Origin of the sequence: Kibdelosporangium aridum, from assembly GCF_900176515.1 — a bacterium.
GTDB classification, from domain to species: domain Bacteria; phylum Actinomycetota; class Actinomycetes; order Mycobacteriales; family Pseudonocardiaceae; genus Kibdelosporangium; species Kibdelosporangium aridum.
In genome coordinates, this window is sequence record NZ_FWXV01000006.1 from 642,503 (window position 1) to 657,421 (window position 14,919).

Consider the following 14,919-nt stretch of genomic DNA (forward strand, 5'->3'; position numbering starts at 1 on the left):
GAGTACAGCGCCATCGCGGGTGGGTAAAAAAGAAGTATGCGGGTGCTTCTCATCGCCGTCCTGGCGTTCGTTCTCGCACCCGCACTTCCGGCGGTTGCGCAGACAGACATCCTCGCCCAGCTCAAGCTGGTGCCGGGGATGACTGTCGTGTCGGAGTCGGCCGCGCCCGCTGGCTACCGGTTCTTCATCCTCACCTACTCACAGCCCGCTGACCACGACACACCGTCGGCTGGCTCGTTCCAGCAACGCATCCAGTTGATGCACAAGGAAACGAGCCGGCCAACGGTGGTGCACACCAGCGGATACACCATGCGCGCCACGCCATTACTGGCTGAGCCGACGCAACTTGTGGACGGCAACCAGATCTCGGTGGAGGCGCGGTTCTTCCAGCCGTCCCGGCCACAACCGGCGGACTGGAAGCACCTGACCATCAGACAGGCCGCATCGGATCACCACCGGATCATCGTGGCGCTCAAACAGATCTACCGCGGCAAGTGGATCGCCACCGGATCCAGCAAGGGTGGCATGGCCTCGGTGTACCACCGTAGGTTCTATCCGGCCGATGTGGACGGTGTGGTGGCGTATGTCGCTCCGAACGATCACGACAACGACCAAGACGAGGCGTATGACAAGTTCTTCGGCACTGTCGGGACATCGACTTGCCGCGCGGCGCTGGCCACCCTGCAACACGAGGCACTCAGACGCCGTGCCGAACTCGTACCCAAGTTCGAGGCGTGGGCTACCGCGAGCGGGTACACGTTCACCCAATTGCACGGCACAGCCGACAAGGCATTCGAGTTCACGGTGCTGGACACGATGTGGGCGTTCTGGCAGTTCCACGGACCGTCCTACTGCGACAGAGTGCCTGGCGTGGCGGCGATGACCGACGACATCTACCGGTTCATCGACGTCATCGACGGCTGGTCGACCTACACGGACCAGGGCGCCATGCCGTTCGTGCCGTACTCCTACCAGGCAGCGACCCAATTGGGCTGGCCCTCGTTGAAGTTCGAGCACCTTCGGGGCGTGATGCGTTACGGGCCGTCGTTCTACGGTGCGCACTCGAACCTGCCGCCGGAGTTACGCTCCCCGCACGACCCGGAGCCGATGGTCGACATCGATACGTGGGTGCGCACGCAGTCGAGCCGGATGCTGTTCATCTACGGGCAAAACGACCCGTGGGGCGCCGAACCCTTCGTGCCCAGCAAGAACGACTCGTACAGCTACACCGCGCCGGGTGCCAACCATGTCACGGCGAGTATCGCGGCCTTGACGCCAAGCGAACGTGACGCCGCTGTGCAGGCCCTGCGCCGATGGATCGGGTGAACTAAGGGGCGGTTTCCGCTGGTTAGCGACTTCAGTAGCTATCCGGTCTGGCACTTTCTTGCCAGAATGCGCTGGTTCGCCGCTGGGAGTGAGGAGATCGGCGTGTTACTGCGAAAAGCGTTGGTGGCCGGTGTGGCCGCCGCGTTGACGTTCGGCCTGGCGCCAGCCGCCACGGCTGAAGAGGACATCGTGGCGCGGCTCAAGGACGTGCCCGGACTGACGGTGGTGTCGGAAGGGACGGCACCGGCGGGCTACCGGTTCTTCATCCTGAGCTACTCGCAGCCCGCCGACCACAGGCATCCGTCCGCGGGCCGGTTCGAGCAGCGTTTCCAGTTGCTGCACAAGGCAACCGACCGGCCGATGGTGCTGCACACCAGCGGCTACAACATGCGCACGACCGCGTTCCGCTCCGAACCGACGCAGCTGATCGACGGCAACCAGATCTCGGTGGAGCAGCGGTTCTTCGAGCCGTCCCGGCCCAGCCCGGCCGACTGGGACGACCTGAACATCTGGCAGGCGGCCACCGACCACCACCGGATCGTCGAGGCGCTCAAGCCTGTCTACTCGAAGAAGTGGATCTCCACCGGTGCCAGCAAGGGCGGCATGACCTCGGTGTACCACCGGCGGTTCTACCCGCGTGACGTCGACGGGGTGGTCGCGTACGTCGCCCCGAACGACGTGATCAACAACCACGACAAGGCGTACGACAAGTTCTTCGAGGCGGTCGGCAACGACGCCGCGTGCCGTCAGGCCCTGAACGACGTCCAGCGCGAGGCCCTCGAGCGGCGCCCCGAACTGCTGGCCAAGTACGAGGCTTGGGCCTCGGCCAACGGCCGTACCTTCAACCAAGTGCTTGGCAGCGCTGACAAGGCGTTCGAAATGACCGTGCTGGACACGGTGTGGGCGTTCTGGCAGTACTCCAAGCAGGCCGACTGCGCGAAGGTGCCGGCCGCGACCGCGTCGTCCGACGTGATCTACGAGTGGATCGACGGAATCGCGGGCTGGTCGTTCTACACCGACCAGGACGTCTTGGCCTATGCGCCGTACTACTACCAGGCCGCGACCCAGTTGGGCGCGCCCGCGTTGAAGTTCAGGCACCTGCGGGGAGTGACGAACTACCCGCCGTCGTTCTACGAGGCCAACTCGAACTTGCCGCCGTCGCTGCGGTCCCGCCACGACCCGTTGCCGATGCTGGACGTCGACTTCTGGGTCCGTACCCAGTCAAGTCAGATGTTGTTCGTCTACGGTGCCAACGACCCGTGGGGCGCCGAGCCGTTCGTGCCCAGCAAGCGTGACTCGTACACCTACACGGCGCCGGGCGCCAACCACGGCGCGAACATCTCCCAGTTGGTGCCCGCCGATCGCGAAGCCGCGACCAAGGCGTTGCAGCGCTGGGCAAACGTGACCGCACCCGCCACTGTCGCGAAGACGTTGAGTGTCAGCGACTTCGACAAGTTGGAGGACGCACGGGACCGCTTCCCGCGCTAGGTTGCCGAGTGGGCCGGGCGATTGTGCCCGGCCCATTCTTGTACTCAGACGACCTTGTCGTCGTCGTCTTCGTCCTCGTCGTCTTCGATCGTCCACTTGAGCTGGAACTCGATCTCTTCCTCGCCATCGCCCCGCTCGTGCTCGATGGAGAACTCGGCACGCTTGGGTACGCGGATGCGCTCACCCGCGATCGAAATGCGGAACGGGGTCTCGGACTCCAGGGCGTCCGCGAGCCTGCGCAGCTTCGCGACCACGTCAGCGGTGGAGTAGATCTTCTCGACATCCCGTGTTGCGTCGGCCATGTGACCTCCGATCTCCGGGCCCCCAGTGCAGGCGCCTGTGCGCCGTATTCAACCGTGGGTGCCGAAAACTCAGACACAGACCCAGGTATACAGCCGTTCGCCCTGTTCAGTCGCGTGCCGGGCCAACTCGACGAGCTGCTTGAGCACATCGGTGAGGACATCGGGATCGCCGTAACCCCAGAATTCCTCGGCCAGCGCCCACTGCGCCGCAACCTCCGGCAGCCGCGCGTCATCGGCCCGCGCAAGCGCATCCGTCAACTTGTCCGCCACGCCACCGATGAACAACCCCGATTCCTCATCGTCATCCTCAGCCACCAGCCGACACCATTGCGGATCAGCGGTGACGGTGTCGTAGTCGTCGCCCGTCAACGCCGTCGCCAATCTGGCCAACGTCACGGCAGGCTCAATCCCCTTCGTCTCCACAGTCTTGAACGGCGGATCCGCACGCAGCGGCCCGCCTGGCGCATGCAGGGCGGTCGCCGCCAACTCGTCGGACGCGGCAGAGAAGTAATCGGTGAGAAGCCCCATGCCCGGCAGCATGTCAGGGTTCGGCACGTGTTGACGCGGGTTCAGGACTGAAGTGTCCAATTGGCTGGTTCGGCGAACACCACTCTATCGTGTGACAGCATTACTTACACCTAGACGTAAGTTTCGCTGCCATGAGCTGTAAGATTTGCTGCATGGAAGCTGCTCGTGCGTTGGAGTTGCTCGGTGAATACACGGCGGGCCAGTGGGGGATGGTGACTACTCGGCAGGCGCTGCTGCTTGCGGTCGACGACGTTACGTTGCATCGGCTAAAGGCGGCTGGCTTGCTGGAAACCGTGCGTCACGGCGTGCACGCTGTGACATCGGCCGCCGTGCCCGACGCGCGTCCTGAACAAGCAGCTTGGTTGAGCCTGAGACCTGAAGTCGCTGCGTGGGAACGTCCCCGGATCGATCCAGACGGTGGAGTCGTCTCGCACGAGTCCGCCGCTCGGCTGCACGGCCTGGGGGATCTGCCGAACGACCGCGTCGAAATAACTGTTCCTCGTAGGCGGACGACTCGTGATCCCAATGTGTTCCTACGTCGAGGGGATCTGAATGAATCCGAAGTCATGCTGCTTGACGGCCTGCCGGTCACGACTCCGATCCGTACTATCCAGGACCTGCTCGACCGGCACGCCGACGCCAGTCATGTCGCGACGATGATCCGGCAGGCTTTCGAGGCCGGTCAGATACGGCTCGATGAGTTACCCCGTCAGATCTCGCCATATGCCCGACGCTATGGCGCCGCACCTGGTGATGGCGCTGACTTGCTCGAACAACTCATGGCGCAGATCGGGCTTTCCGTGGACGATTTGGCAGTCCGAGCGCTGCGCGACACCTTGGGTTGGCCGACCCGCTCGAGTTGGGCTGACTTGCGGAACAAGAACATCACGTGGGGTGAGCTGGCACGGATCTCGCCGGAGATCATGCGACGTGTGCTCAACGATGCGAACCAGCAAGCCGCACCTGACCCGAACGACAAAGAATGAAGCCGCTGAAACCACTTACTTTCCGCGCGTTCACCAGTTCGCTCAAGGCCCGCGCGGTCAACGCCTCAAAGGTCACCGGAGTGCCGACAGGTGAGCTCCTGGAACGCTACTACCATCGCCGCCTGCTGGCACGTGTCTTCCATGTGGACGGAGAGAACTGGGTTCTCAAGGGCGGCCAGGCTCTTTTGGTGCGTTGGCCCAAAGCCCGTTATTCGACCGATGTCGATCTATGGCGAACCGTCGAAGACACCACCGTTGATGAAGCCGTACGTGCCTTGATCACCGCAGTCTCCATTGATCTCCACGATCACCTGACGTTCGAACACCACGACACATCCGTTGAGACAGCTGCGAATCGTCCTTCCCGCAAGGTTCGGTTCAAGGTGATGTTCGGCTTGCGTCAATTGGGCATGGTCAGCGTTGACGTAGTCGTCACTGGTCTTCGACCGATGGGAGATCTCCTCGTCGGAGACCTGGAGGCGCCATTCACGATGGACTGTTCGGACTGGCCAGCCGTCCGGATGTGGCCATTGGAAGACCACGTCGCCGACAAGATCGCGGCGATGTTTGAGCGTCACGGTGACCAACAACGCCCATCGTCGAGGTTCAAGGACCTCGTCGACCTCATGGTGATTGCTGTCAAGTCCCCGGTGGACGGATCGACGACTCATGCGGCATTGCACGCGGAAGTGGACAGGCGCAGGGCAGCGGGTACGCACCTCGTGCTTCCTGAGAAGTTCGTTGTCCCTGATCCGTCATGGACTGCCGGATACCGTGCCGCTGCCGTTAGGGCCTACGAACTTCCGTCCGAGTACCGAACTCTCGGCGGTGCAATGCCTTTGGCTGAAGCTTTTGTGACACCACTGCTGCAACAGCAGGACCCACAAGGCGCGTGGAACCCCGAGCGTCTCGAGTGGCGTTGACTTGATTAGAGGGAAAGCACGCGCCGGAGGCCTTTGTCCACATCCCGCATCAGGTTGGGTGGCAGCGTGCCGACCTGCTCGCCAAGGTCGTTCTTGTTCAGGGTGATCAGCGCGGTCACGTTGACCACCGAGTCCTTCGGCAGCCCGGTCGCGGACGTCGGCAGGAAGACGTTGCCGGGTGCACTGGCCAGCTTCGTGTTGGACGTGATCACCGCGACAAGCACGGTAGCCAGCCGACTCGCGTTGTAGGGGTCGGCCTGGACGACAAGGACCGGTCGGTGTTTGGCGGGCCGTGATCCTTCGGGCTCGCCAAGATCAGCCCAATGAACGCCGCCGCGTTCGATCACCACTCGTCGTCAGCACTTGCCAGGTGACGCCGCCCCGCGGCCACCGCCACCTCACTCGACTCGTCAACGCCATCCAAAGCCGCGTTGATCTCGTTGGTCAACGACTGCTGTTCCAAATGATCAAGGTAGAACCGGGCCGCGCGCGTGTAGAACTCCGAGCGCGTCACCCCCAAGGACTTCGCGCTCTGCTCCACCTGCACGAACGTCTCGTCCGGCACAGAGATCGCTGTCTTCATGCCCCCGAGTATAACCCGGTATAACCAGGTCGAGCACTAACAGACTGGCATGTGGTATGCCTCAGGCAGACTCGCGGTACACCCGCCGAGCGATCTCCTCGACCTGTTCAACGGTGAGAACCGGAGCCGAAGGCTCGTGCAGGGCCTGCGTGAGAATGCGCCTCACCAGCGCTGACGTGGGGATGTGTTCTGCCTCGGCGCGGGCCTTGAGCTCTGCGACCAACGACGCGGGCACACGCAGCGACAGGGCAGCCTGCTGGTTCTCGCTGGCTTCCGCAGCGATCGCCGCCGCCTCCTCTTCCGCGATCTCGTCACGCAATTGCGCGTGTCGCAGGAGTCGTTCCCGCTTGATTGGGTCACTCTCGTTCTCGGCAGCGGCCCGCTTGATGGCGATTTCTTCCTGGATGGCAGCGAGAGCTTGTTCCTTGGTGGCGTCGTCGGTCATGGCGTGCCGTCCTTTCCGTCGGACTCCTCGCGATATGCCCGCAGGTCGGCTCCGCTGGTCTTCCAGGCGGTGACCCCGGAGTGATCCACAGGATCGATGATCACGGTGACAACGAATCCCGCCGAAGGTGCGAAGCCTGATCGACACAGCTCGTTGTGACACACCTGCACACATTTGCGCACACGCGTGAACAACGCGCAAGCGTGACGCTCTTAGCCTTCGGCGGCGAGCTGGCCGCAGGCTGCGGCGATCTCCCTGCCTCGGGTGTCGCGGACGGTGCAGGCGACGCCCTGGGCGTTGACCCGGCGGACGAATTCGGTCTCGACAGGCTTGGGCGACGCGTCCCACTTCGAGCCTGGGGTCGGGTTCAACGGGATGACGTTGACGTGGGCGAACTGCCCGAGGTGACGGCGAAGCAGCTTGCCGAGAAGGTCCGCACGCCAAGGCTGGTCGTTGATGTCCCGGATCAGGGCATATTCGATCGAGACGCGGCGGCCGGTCTTCTCCGCGTAGCCACGGGCGGCCTCCAGCACCTCGGCGACCTTCCAGCGGGTATTCACGGGCACCAATGTGTCGCGCAGTTCGTCGTCCGGGGTGTGCAAGGACACGGCGAGGCGGACTTGGAGGCCTTCCTCGGTCAATTTCCGAATGGCGGGAACCAGGCCGACCGTTGACACCGTCACTGAGCGCTGGGAGATGCCCAGGCCGCCAGGTGCTGGGTCGCAGATTCGGTGGACCGCGGCGACTACGCGCTTGTAGTTCGCCAGTGGTTCACCCATGCCCATGAAGACGATGTTCGAGAGCCTGCCTGGGCCGCCGGGCAGATCGCCGTCACGCATCGCTGCCGCGCCGTGCCGGACCTGGTCGACGATCTCGGCCGTCGACATGTTTCGTTGCAGGCCGCCTTGGCCGGTCGCGCAGAACGGGCATGCCATGCCGCAGCCGGCCTGGCTGGATACGCACAGCGTGGTGCGGTCGGAGTACCGCATCAACACGCTCTCGAACAGGGTTCCGTCATGTGCGCGCCATAGCGTCTTGCGGGTGGAACCGTCGTCACATTGCACGTGTCGGACGACGGTCAGCAGCGGCGGCAGGAGTTCGTCGGTGAGGCGCTGCCGGGCGTCGGCTGGGATGTCTGTCATCGCCGACGGGTCGGCGGTCAGCCGTGCGAAGTAATGGTGTGACAGTTGGTTGGCGCGGAACGGTTTCTCACCAAGTGCGACGACCGCTTCCCGGCGTTCGGCGGCGGAGAGGTCAGCGAGGTGACGCGGCGGGAGGCCGCGCTTGGGCGCGTCGAAAACGAGAGGAAGAGCGGTCATAGCTCTACCAGTGTGGCACAGCCCTACGAATGGCGGATCTGAAGCAAAGGCCGAGGCCACTACCCTCCGGCGGAACCCATGAGGGAGGACGACGTGGTGCGTTCGATCATCGTGGCCGGGGTCATAGTGACCGTCTCCGTGTGCGTGCCGGCAGTGGCGTCCGCCGCCGACACGACACGCGGTCCGTGCCAATACACGAAAACCCCCGAAGAACCGCCTGCCCGGCCGGTGCCGTTACCCCCTGACCCGCGTAGGACGCCGTCGCACGGCACTGTGCGGGTCGACCTGCCGACCAACCAAGGCAAGATCACCCTGACGCTTGACCGCTCGAAGGCGCCCTGCACCGTGCAGAGCTTCCTGCACCTGGCCAGGCACCGTTTCTACGACTTCACGTCCTGTCATCGGCTGACCAACTACCCAACCCTGAAGGTCCTGCAGTGCGGTGACCCGTCAGGCACCGGTGAGGGCAGCCCTGGCTACCGCTACAAGGACGAGCTGCCCACGAACCTGCCGCCCGCGCCGACGGACCCGACAGGTGAGCGCAAGGTGTACGCCCGCGGCGTGCTCGCCATGGCCAACGCCGGACCGAACACCAACGGCAGCCAGTTCTTCCTGGTGTACGGCGACTCCGCGCTGCGGCCGAACTACACCATCTTCGGGACGGTCGGACCAATTGGACTGTCTACACTGGACAAGGTGGCCGCCGGTGGCATCGCGCCGCCGGGGACCGTCGACGGCAGGCCGGCGCTGCCCGTCGACATCCGCAAGGTCAGGGCGTACTGCTGACCTGAATGACGATCGCGGTCGCGTTGTCGTTCCCGCCCGCGGCCTCGGCATGCGCGAGCAGGTCCCGCACCGCCACCTCAGGCTCTTGGCCAAGGAGCTCGAGGATCCGGTGATACGGGACCTGCTCGGCAATACCGTCCGTGCACAGCAGGAACACATCCCCCGGCAACGGATCGACGTGCATGATGTCCGGCGCGGGCGCGCCGGGATGCCCGATATAGCGAGTGAGTTGGTAGCGCGCCGCGGCAGCCTGCGGCGAGTCGAACGCGAACCACCCGTTCACCGCGCCCAGTCAAGCCATGGTGTGGTCGACCGTCAGGATCTCCAGCAGACCGGCCCGCAACCGGTACAGCCGTGAGTCCCCGACCTGCACGACCAGAAAACCGTCTTGACCTTCCATCAAGGCGGTCAGCGTGCACCCAGCGAGACTGCCGAGCTTCCTGCCGAACTCGCCCACTTCCGTATGTGCGGCCATGACCGCGTTACGGATCCCAGCGACTGTCGGTTGGACGGCGGCCATGATGTCCACAGTGGTCCGTCCCGCCATCGCACTGCCGGGGCCGTCACCCATGCCGTCGGCGACCACGGCCACCAATGGCTCCAGGTTCAGCCGGTGGGCGTCGAAGTTCGCCCGGTACCGGTTTCCGATCGCACTCCCGGCCGCCGCCTTGATGGTCATCGCAGTACCGTAAGGCGGGTGGAGATCTGGGTGAATCCGGCCTGCTCGAAGTGCCGGTCCGCGGTGAAGATGTTGGACGAGGCCGGCAGCGAGTACACGATCCGCCGATACCTCGAGGACCCGCCGACCGCCGAGGAACTCGGGGCAGTCCTTGACCGGCTGGGGCTTGAGCCGTGGGACATCGCGCGCACCCAGGAGAAGGTCGCCAAGGAGCTCGGGATGGCCAAGTGGCCCAAGGAGCGCGACCGCTGGATCGAGGCGATGGTGACGCACCCGATTCTGATCCAGCGGCCGATCATCACCGCTGATGACGGCACGACAGTCGTCGGCCGGTCCGAGGAAGAGGTCCGGAAAGTTCTCTGACCGCCGATATTTGGCGCACATTTTTGGCCAAATCCGCCGACCCTCACTGGCATCCAGCCCACTTGCGGCTGAGGCATAAAGCCCATCCAATGAGGACGTTTGGAGGAACATCGGTCGTGTGCGCAATCGGGTGGGGATCCTAGGATCGGCGCTGTTGTTGGGCTTGGTCGCTTGCACAGGGCCTGAGCTGGCCGGCCCGCAGCCGTTGAACACCGATCCGGTCACCGATGTGGGGCCGGAGGTCTGTTCACTGCTGCCGCGTTCGGCAATTGCTCATATGACCGCACGCGCCGAGGAGAATTTGATATCGGTCGGCGACATCACCGTCGCGCCGAACATTGACCGCGGTCAATGTGAGGTGCTTGTCTCGGAGAATTCCGGGCGACGAACCGTGGCGTCGTTGCGAATCGACGCCGATCAAGTCGGGGCCATCACGCGGGTCACGACCGCGATGCAAGTTGCCAAGGAGCGTTCCGCGCGTGCTCCGGTTGGCAACCCGCTGCGGACCGGGACCGACAACAAGCCGGACATCTCGCTCGCCATCACGTGCGGCAAGCGTTTTGTCCACATCGGAATCGAGATCACCGGCTACGACGTCCGGCGCAAGATGGTCGACCAAGATCTTGCGGATCTTTCCGGAATTGTCGCAACAAAGTACGGCAACCGGCTGGGGTGCCGTGCTGAAGTCGCGCCGCCGTTACCCGAGGAGCCACGCGGCTCCGTGCGGATGATGGCAGGCAACGGCGGGATCAATGTCCCAAGTGGACCTTCGCCGGGACCGTCCACAAGCATCGGTCACGTCGAAGCGCTGACCACAGCGGCAGATGGAGCCGTCTACTTCGTCGGCCGCAAGTACGCCAGCTCCGTCGACCCGCGCAACGCGGATGAAAACGGGGGCCGGTGGGGCGATACGTTGCGGATCTTACGGATCCGCACCGACGGCGTGGTCGAAGTGGCGTGGGATCCCAATCTCGCGCCGTTCTCGACCAACAACGATCCGGTCGCCGGGGACATCTCCGAGAAACTGCGGCTGCAAGGCAGCGACACCTCCGGGTCGGTCAGCGCGATCGAGCTGCGCAAGGACCAGGCATGGCTGCTGCCCCCGAGTACGCCCTCGCGTCGGGGGAACAGCCGGTTGAGCCGCCCGGTCCGGATCGTCCAGCTCAGCACCGGCCGCGCGGTCGACCTGCGGGCCATCAAGGCCCCGACCGAGGCGGACACCACACGGATCAAGGACCAGAACGGCCGTCCCGTACCCGACGGGGTGAACGTGTGGAACACAGCGCAGTTTGCCGCGCTCACGTTCGACGGCGACACACCCGTCCTGCTGGACGCCGCACAGGCCATGGTCTGGCGAATCGACGCCCTGCGGGACGGCAAGGTGCTCGACGCGACGATGCTGCCGATCGGCGTGGAGATCCCGTCGGGAACCGGAGCGGCCGGGCTGACCGGCGGCCGGCTCGCGGTCAGCACGCAGCAAGGCGGCCTGGCGATCCTGGATTCACGTGGCCGGGTGATCCTGTCGACGCCAGTGATCAACGCCGACGTCGACGGCATCGGCCCGTGCCCGCTGGAACTGGGCAGACGGCAGATCGCCGCGGCCGGTGACGACGTGGTGGTGCACGCGATCGCGAGCCAGGTCTCGGCGCCCGCGGTGGTCAGAGTCGACAGCCAGCGCGGCACGGCGAAGACGATCCAGATCAGCGGCTACCCAGGCCCACGCGATCCCACGAGTGAAGTGGAGACCACGCGGTTCGCCAAGTCGTTCGGCACAGCTGCGCACGCCACCTCGCTGTTCGCGACAGGGTGGCCCGTATCCGCGTTGGGCGCTGTCGGACAGCACGTGCTTATGGCGCCCTATGGCACGAGAATCCTGTACGAGCTCGTGCCGCGCAGGTGATCAGCGACGCCAGGAAGTCCGGCGCCGGATCTGGTCGATGACCAGCAAGATGACCAGGCCGGCGCCGGTCCCGATCAGCCAGAGGTCCTCGGTGCGGCCGGTGTGGTTGCCGATCAGCATGAGGAACATCGCGAACGCGGTGAACCAGCCCGCGATCCGGGTGCCCTTGGGGAAGCTGCCGTGCCAGCCCCACTCGGCCGACGGCTCGTCCTGCGGGCTGACGGTGTGCGCCGGAGCCTTTTCGGGCGTCGAGCTCGCCACGGGTCCCTCCTTGATCATGCTGCTTCCTGCTTCATCGTCGCACACGGCCCAGTGGCGGGCTCCCCAGGCCCAGTCGGGGACAATGGGCGCGATGTCCGCAAACATTCGCTCAGTTCTCCTGCTCGGTTCCACTGGGTCGATCGGCACCCAGGCACTCGAGGTGATCGCCGCCAACCCGGACAAGTTCCAGGTCGTCGGGCTCGCCGCGGGTGGCTCGAACCCCGCCATACTGGCCAAGCAGGCCCATGACTTCGGCGTCAAGGCGATCGCTGTGCCCGACGCGTCCGGCGCGGACTTCGGTGACGCGCGGGTCTTCACCGGTAGCCGTGCCGTGCTCGATCTGATCGAGGCGGTGCCCGCCGACGTGATCCTCAACGGGATCACCGGTTCCCGTGGTCTCGAACCGACCCTGTACTCGCTGGCCTCCGGCGCCCGGCTGGGGCTGGCCAACAAGGAGTCGCTGATCGCCGGCGGTCCGCTGGTGCTCAAGGCGGCCAAGCCCGGCCAGATCGTGCCGGTCGACTCCGAGCACTCCGCGCTGGCGCAGTGCCTGCGTGGCGGGCGCGCCGAGGAGGTCGAGCGCCTGGTCGTGACCGCGTCCGGTGGTCCGTTCCGCGGCCGGAGCGCGGCCGAGCTCAAGGACGTCACGCCCGAGGAAGCGATGGCGCACCCGACCTGGTCGATGGGCCCGGTGATCACGGTCAACTCGGCGACCCTGGTCAACAAGGGCCTCGAGGTGATCGAGGCGCACCTGCTGTTCGGTGTGCCGTACGACCGGATCGACGTGGTGGTCCACCCGCAGTCGATCGTGCACTCGATGGTGACCTTCTCCGACGGCTCCACGCTGGCCCAGGCCAGCCCGCCGGACATGCGGCTGCCGATCTCGCTGGCGCTCGGCTGGCCCGAGCGGCTGCCTGGCTCGTCGCAGCCCTGCGTCTGGGACAAGGCCACCTCGTGGACCTTCGAACCGCTCGACGACGAGGTCTTCCCAGCCGTCCGGCTGGCTCGCCAGGCCGGTGAGGCCGGCGGCTGCCACCCGGCCATCTACAACGCCGCGAACGAGGAGGCCGTCGAGGCGTTCCTCGAGCTGAACGTCGGTTTCACGTCGATTGTGGAGACTGTTCAGCGAGTATTGGGCGAGGCGGACGCCTGGCGAGGCGCGCCGAGCGGGGTCGATGAGGTCCTTGCCGCCGAAGAGTGGGCAAGGACACGCGCCCGGGAAATTCTGGGAAGGAACTGAGCGTGATCTTCTTCATCGGAGTCGTGCTGTTCGCGCTCGGCATCGGCCTGTCGGTCGCGCTGCACGAGGCCGGGCACATGTTCACGGCCAAGTGGTTCGGCATGAAGGTGCGCCGGTACTTCATCGGCTTCGGTCCGAAGATCTTCTCGTTCCGCCGCGGTGAGACCGAGTACGGCCTGAAGGCCATCCCCGGCGGCGGGTTCTGCGACATCGCGGGCATGACCGCGCTGGACGAGATGACGCCGGACGAAGAGAAGAACGCGATGTACCGCTATCCCGCGTGGAAGCGTGTCATCGTGATGGCCGCGGGTTCGGTCACCCACTTCATCCTCGGCTTCATCATCCTGTACATCCTGGCGGCCACCATCAGCCTGCCGAACCTGGCCGACCGGCCGGTCGTGGCCAGCACGTCGTGTGTCCAAAGTGACACCATCAACATGGACACGACGAAGCCACGGCCCGGGTGCACCGCGACCGACCCGAACCCGGCCGCGCAGGCAGGTCTGCGGTCCGGTGACCTGATCGTCGCGGTGAACGGCACGGAAACGTCGACCTTCCCCGAACTGCGGGCGGCGCTCAAGCCGCTGTCCGGTCCACAGCGGATCACCGTGGAACGTGACGGCAACGAGCAGACGTTCACTGTGGACGTGACCGTCGCACAGCGACTGATGCTGCGTGACGGCAACCGCGTGCTCGAACCCCAGGGCAGCATCGGTGTGGTGCAGCAACGGCAGTTCGAATACGACGCGTGGAGCGCGGTCGGCGGCACGATCTCGTTCGCCGGCGACATGTTCGCCAAGACATGGGAAGGCCTGATCCGGTTCCCCGAGCGCATTCCGGCTGTGGTGCGCGCCATAGGTGGCGGAGAACGCGATCCGGACACCCCGGTGAGTGTCGTCGGCGCGAGTATTCTCGGTGGTGACGCGGTTGAGCGTGGCCTGTGGGACGTTGTCTTGCTGCTGCTGGCGAGCCTCAACTTCTTCATCGGCGTGTTCAACCTGCTGCCGCTGTTGCCGCTGGACGGGGGACACATAGCGGTGATCGTCTACGAGAAGATCCGCAACGCCCTGCGCAGGATGCGCGGGAAACCGGCGGGTGGCCCCGTGGACTACTCGAAGCTGATGGCCGTCACCATGGTGGTGGTGTTCATCGGTGGAGCGGTGATGCTGCTCACGATCACCGCGGACATCGTCAACCCGATCAGGCTCAATTAAGGAGATCTCATGACCAGCGGCGAAGTGCTGCTCGGCATGCCGTCGCTACCACCGCCGGTTCTGTCGGAGCGCCGCAAGACCCGGCAGTTGATGGTCGGTTCGGTGGGTGTCGGCAGCGAGTTCCCGATCTCGGTGCAGTCGATGACGACCACGCTCACTGCCGACGTGAACGCGACGTTGCAGCAGATCGCGGAGTTGACTGCGTCGGGTTGTGACATTGTGCGGGTGGCGTGTCCGTCGCAGGATGACGCGGAGGCGTTGCCGGCGATTGCGAAGAAGTCGCAGATCCCGGTGATCGCGGATATTCATTTTCAGCCGAAGTACGTGTTCGCCGCGATCGAGGCTGGGTGTGCGGCGGTGCGGGTGAACCCGGGCAACATCAAGAAGTTCGACGACAAGGTCAAGGAGATCGCCGCGGCGGCCAGGGATCATGGCACGCCGATCCGGATCGGGGTGAACGCGGGTTCGTTGGATCCGCGGTTGTTGGCCAAGTACGGCAAGGCCACGCCGGAGGCGTTGGTGGAGTCGGCGTTGTGGGAGGCGTCGCTGTTCGCCGAGCATGACTTTCATGACATC

The 14,919-nt window shown here is 65.0% G+C and carries 19 protein-coding genes; 10 read left to right on the plus strand and 9 right to left on the minus strand.

The window, feature by feature from the left end:
- Positions 1-36 precede the first annotated feature (36 nt).
- Both B9C43_RS33450 and B9C43_RS33455 read left to right on the plus strand, forming a co-directional pair.
- On the plus strand, positions 37-1,326 hold the full coding sequence (locus tag B9C43_RS33450) for a S28 family serine protease (RefSeq protein ID WP_084430753.1): 1,290 nt from the start codon (positions 37-39) through the stop codon (positions 1,324-1,326).
- Positions 1,327-1,428: 102 nt separating this feature from the next.
- Complete coding sequence (locus B9C43_RS33455; protein ID WP_235038996.1) at positions 1,429-2,814, plus strand: S28 family serine protease; 1,386 nt, start codon at positions 1,429-1,431, stop codon at positions 2,812-2,814.
- 44 nt (positions 2,815-2,858) lie between these two features.
- Here the strand turns inward: B9C43_RS33455 and B9C43_RS33460 are convergent, their stop codons facing one another.
- Together B9C43_RS33460 and B9C43_RS33465 are read right to left on the minus strand one after the other, a co-directional pair.
- Positions 2,859-3,116 (minus strand): amphi-Trp domain-containing protein, encoded by a 258-nt coding sequence (locus B9C43_RS33460; protein ID WP_033391545.1) that lies wholly within the window; start codon positions 3,114-3,116, stop codon positions 2,859-2,861.
- A 69-nt stretch (positions 3,117-3,185) separates the two neighbouring features.
- Positions 3,186-3,644: a hypothetical protein gene (locus B9C43_RS33465; RefSeq protein WP_143446766.1), complete on the minus strand. Its 459-nt coding sequence runs from the start codon at positions 3,642-3,644 to the stop codon at positions 3,186-3,188.
- Positions 3,645-3,796: 152 nt separating this feature from the next.
- Between B9C43_RS33465 and B9C43_RS33470 the strand changes: the two genes are divergently transcribed.
- Together B9C43_RS33470 and B9C43_RS33475 are read left to right on the plus strand one after the other, a co-directional pair.
- On the plus strand, positions 3,797-4,630 hold the full coding sequence (locus B9C43_RS33470; RefSeq protein WP_143446767.1) for a type IV toxin-antitoxin system AbiEi family antitoxin domain-containing protein: 834 nt from the start codon (positions 3,797-3,799) through the stop codon (positions 4,628-4,630).
- On the plus strand, positions 4,627-5,553 hold the full coding sequence (locus B9C43_RS33475) for a nucleotidyl transferase AbiEii/AbiGii toxin family protein (protein WP_033391546.1): 927 nt from the start codon (positions 4,627-4,629) through the stop codon (positions 5,551-5,553). The genes B9C43_RS33470 and B9C43_RS33475 overlap by 4 nt, the downstream gene beginning before the upstream one ends.
- Before the next feature lie 5 nt (positions 5,554-5,558).
- Here the strand turns inward: B9C43_RS33475 and B9C43_RS33480 are convergent, their stop codons facing one another.
- The 4 genes from B9C43_RS33480 to rlmN all read right to left on the minus strand — a co-directional run bounded on the left by B9C43_RS33480 (position 5,559) and on the right by rlmN (position 7,900).
- Complete coding sequence (locus tag B9C43_RS33480; protein ID WP_327223812.1) at positions 5,559-5,900, minus strand: type II toxin-antitoxin system PemK/MazF family toxin; 342 nt, start codon at positions 5,898-5,900, stop codon at positions 5,559-5,561.
- Positions 5,897-6,136, minus strand: a complete 240-nt coding sequence (locus B9C43_RS33485) for a hypothetical protein (RefSeq protein WP_033391548.1) — start codon at positions 6,134-6,136, stop codon at positions 5,897-5,899. The genes B9C43_RS33480 and B9C43_RS33485 overlap by 4 nt, the downstream gene beginning before the upstream one ends.
- A gap of 61 nt (positions 6,137-6,197) precedes the next feature.
- Complete coding sequence (locus B9C43_RS33490) at positions 6,198-6,581, minus strand: ribbon-helix-helix protein, CopG family (protein ID WP_143446768.1); 384 nt, start codon at positions 6,579-6,581, stop codon at positions 6,198-6,200.
- Between the two features lie 212 nt (positions 6,582-6,793).
- Positions 6,794-7,900: a dual-specificity RNA methyltransferase RlmN gene (rlmN, locus tag B9C43_RS33495; RefSeq protein WP_084430756.1), complete on the minus strand. Its 1,107-nt coding sequence runs from the start codon at positions 7,898-7,900 to the stop codon at positions 6,794-6,796.
- A gap of 93 nt (positions 7,901-7,993) precedes the next feature.
- Here rlmN and B9C43_RS33500 point away from each other — a divergent pair, with 93 nt between their 5' ends.
- The gene (locus B9C43_RS33500; protein ID WP_084430820.1) at positions 7,994-8,686 is read left to right on the plus strand and encodes a peptidylprolyl isomerase; all 693 of its coding nucleotides are present in this window, start codon (positions 7,994-7,996) and stop codon (positions 8,684-8,686) included.
- On the opposite strand, the gene B9C43_RS58820 is transcribed toward B9C43_RS33500, so the two are convergent.
- Both B9C43_RS58820 and B9C43_RS58825 read right to left on the minus strand, forming a co-directional pair.
- Positions 8,670-8,969 (minus strand): PP2C family protein-serine/threonine phosphatase, encoded by a 300-nt coding sequence (locus B9C43_RS58820; protein ID WP_235038997.1) that lies wholly within the window; start codon positions 8,967-8,969, stop codon positions 8,670-8,672. The genes B9C43_RS33500 and B9C43_RS58820 overlap by 17 nt on opposite strands.
- A 9-nt stretch (positions 8,970-8,978) precedes the next feature.
- On the minus strand, positions 8,979-9,365 hold the full coding sequence (locus tag B9C43_RS58825) for a PP2C family protein-serine/threonine phosphatase (RefSeq protein WP_235038998.1): 387 nt from the start codon (positions 9,363-9,365) through the stop codon (positions 8,979-8,981).
- Positions 9,366-9,383: 18 nt separating this feature from the next.
- Here B9C43_RS58825 and B9C43_RS33510 point away from each other — a divergent pair, with 18 nt between their 5' ends.
- On the plus strand, positions 9,384-9,728 hold the full coding sequence (locus tag B9C43_RS33510; RefSeq protein WP_084430757.1) for an arsenate reductase family protein: 345 nt from the start codon (positions 9,384-9,386) through the stop codon (positions 9,726-9,728).
- Between the two features lie 118 nt (positions 9,729-9,846).
- Positions 9,847-11,628, plus strand: coding sequence for a hypothetical protein (locus B9C43_RS33515; protein WP_143446770.1), 1,782 nt, complete (start codon positions 9,847-9,849; stop codon positions 11,626-11,628).
- On the opposite strand, the gene B9C43_RS33520 is transcribed toward B9C43_RS33515, so the two are convergent.
- Positions 11,629-11,907 (minus strand): DUF2631 domain-containing protein, encoded by a 279-nt coding sequence (locus B9C43_RS33520; protein WP_084430759.1) that lies wholly within the window; start codon positions 11,905-11,907, stop codon positions 11,629-11,631.
- A gap of 73 nt (positions 11,908-11,980) precedes the next feature.
- Between B9C43_RS33520 and dxr the strand changes: the two genes are divergently transcribed.
- From dxr to B9C43_RS33535, 3 genes are all read left to right on the plus strand, one after another.
- On the plus strand, positions 11,981-13,129 hold the full coding sequence (gene dxr, locus B9C43_RS33525) for a 1-deoxy-D-xylulose-5-phosphate reductoisomerase (RefSeq protein WP_084430821.1): 1,149 nt from the start codon (positions 11,981-11,983) through the stop codon (positions 13,127-13,129).
- A gap of 2 nt (positions 13,130-13,131) precedes the next feature.
- The gene (locus B9C43_RS33530; protein WP_084430760.1) at positions 13,132-14,343 is read left to right on the plus strand and encodes a M50 family metallopeptidase; all 1,212 of its coding nucleotides are present in this window, start codon (positions 13,132-13,134) and stop codon (positions 14,341-14,343) included.
- 9 nt (positions 14,344-14,352) lie between these two features.
- A partial coding sequence (locus tag B9C43_RS33535) for a flavodoxin-dependent (E)-4-hydroxy-3-methylbut-2-enyl-diphosphate synthase (protein ID WP_160096852.1) occupies positions 14,353-14,919 on the plus strand: 567 nt, incomplete at its 3' end.

Coding starts and splice junctions, on each gene's coding strand:
- B9C43_RS33450 (WP_084430753.1), top strand. CDS start 37: ATGCGGGTGCTTCTCATCGCCGTCCTGGCGTTCGTTCTCGCACCCGCA.
- B9C43_RS33460 (WP_033391545.1), bottom strand. CDS start 3,116: ATGGCCGACGCAACACGGGATGTCGAGAAGATCTACTCCACCGCTGAC.
- B9C43_RS33465 (WP_143446766.1), bottom strand. CDS start 3,644: ATGGGGCTTCTCACCGATTACTTCTCTGCCGCGTCCGACGAGTTGGCG.
- B9C43_RS33470 (WP_143446767.1), top strand. CDS start 3,797: ATGGAAGCTGCTCGTGCGTTGGAGTTGCTCGGTGAATACACGGCGGGC.
- B9C43_RS33475 (WP_033391546.1), top strand. CDS start 4,627: ATGAAGCCGCTGAAACCACTTACTTTCCGCGCGTTCACCAGTTCGCTC.
- B9C43_RS33485 (WP_033391548.1), bottom strand. CDS start 6,136: ATGAAGACAGCGATCTCTGTGCCGGACGAGACGTTCGTGCAGGTGGAG.
- B9C43_RS33490 (WP_143446768.1), bottom strand. CDS start 6,581: ATGACCGACGACGCCACCAAGGAACAAGCTCTCGCTGCCATCCAGGAA.
- rlmN (WP_084430756.1), bottom strand. CDS start 7,900: ATGACCGCTCTTCCTCTCGTTTTCGACGCGCCCAAGCGCGGCCTCCCG.
- B9C43_RS58825 (WP_235038998.1), bottom strand. CDS start 9,365: ATGACCATCAAGGCGGCGGCCGGGAGTGCGATCGGAAACCGGTACCGG.
- B9C43_RS33520 (WP_084430759.1), bottom strand. CDS start 11,907: ATGATCAAGGAGGGACCCGTGGCGAGCTCGACGCCCGAAAAGGCTCCG.
- dxr (WP_084430821.1), top strand. CDS start 11,981: ATGTCCGCAAACATTCGCTCAGTTCTCCTGCTCGGTTCCACTGGGTCG.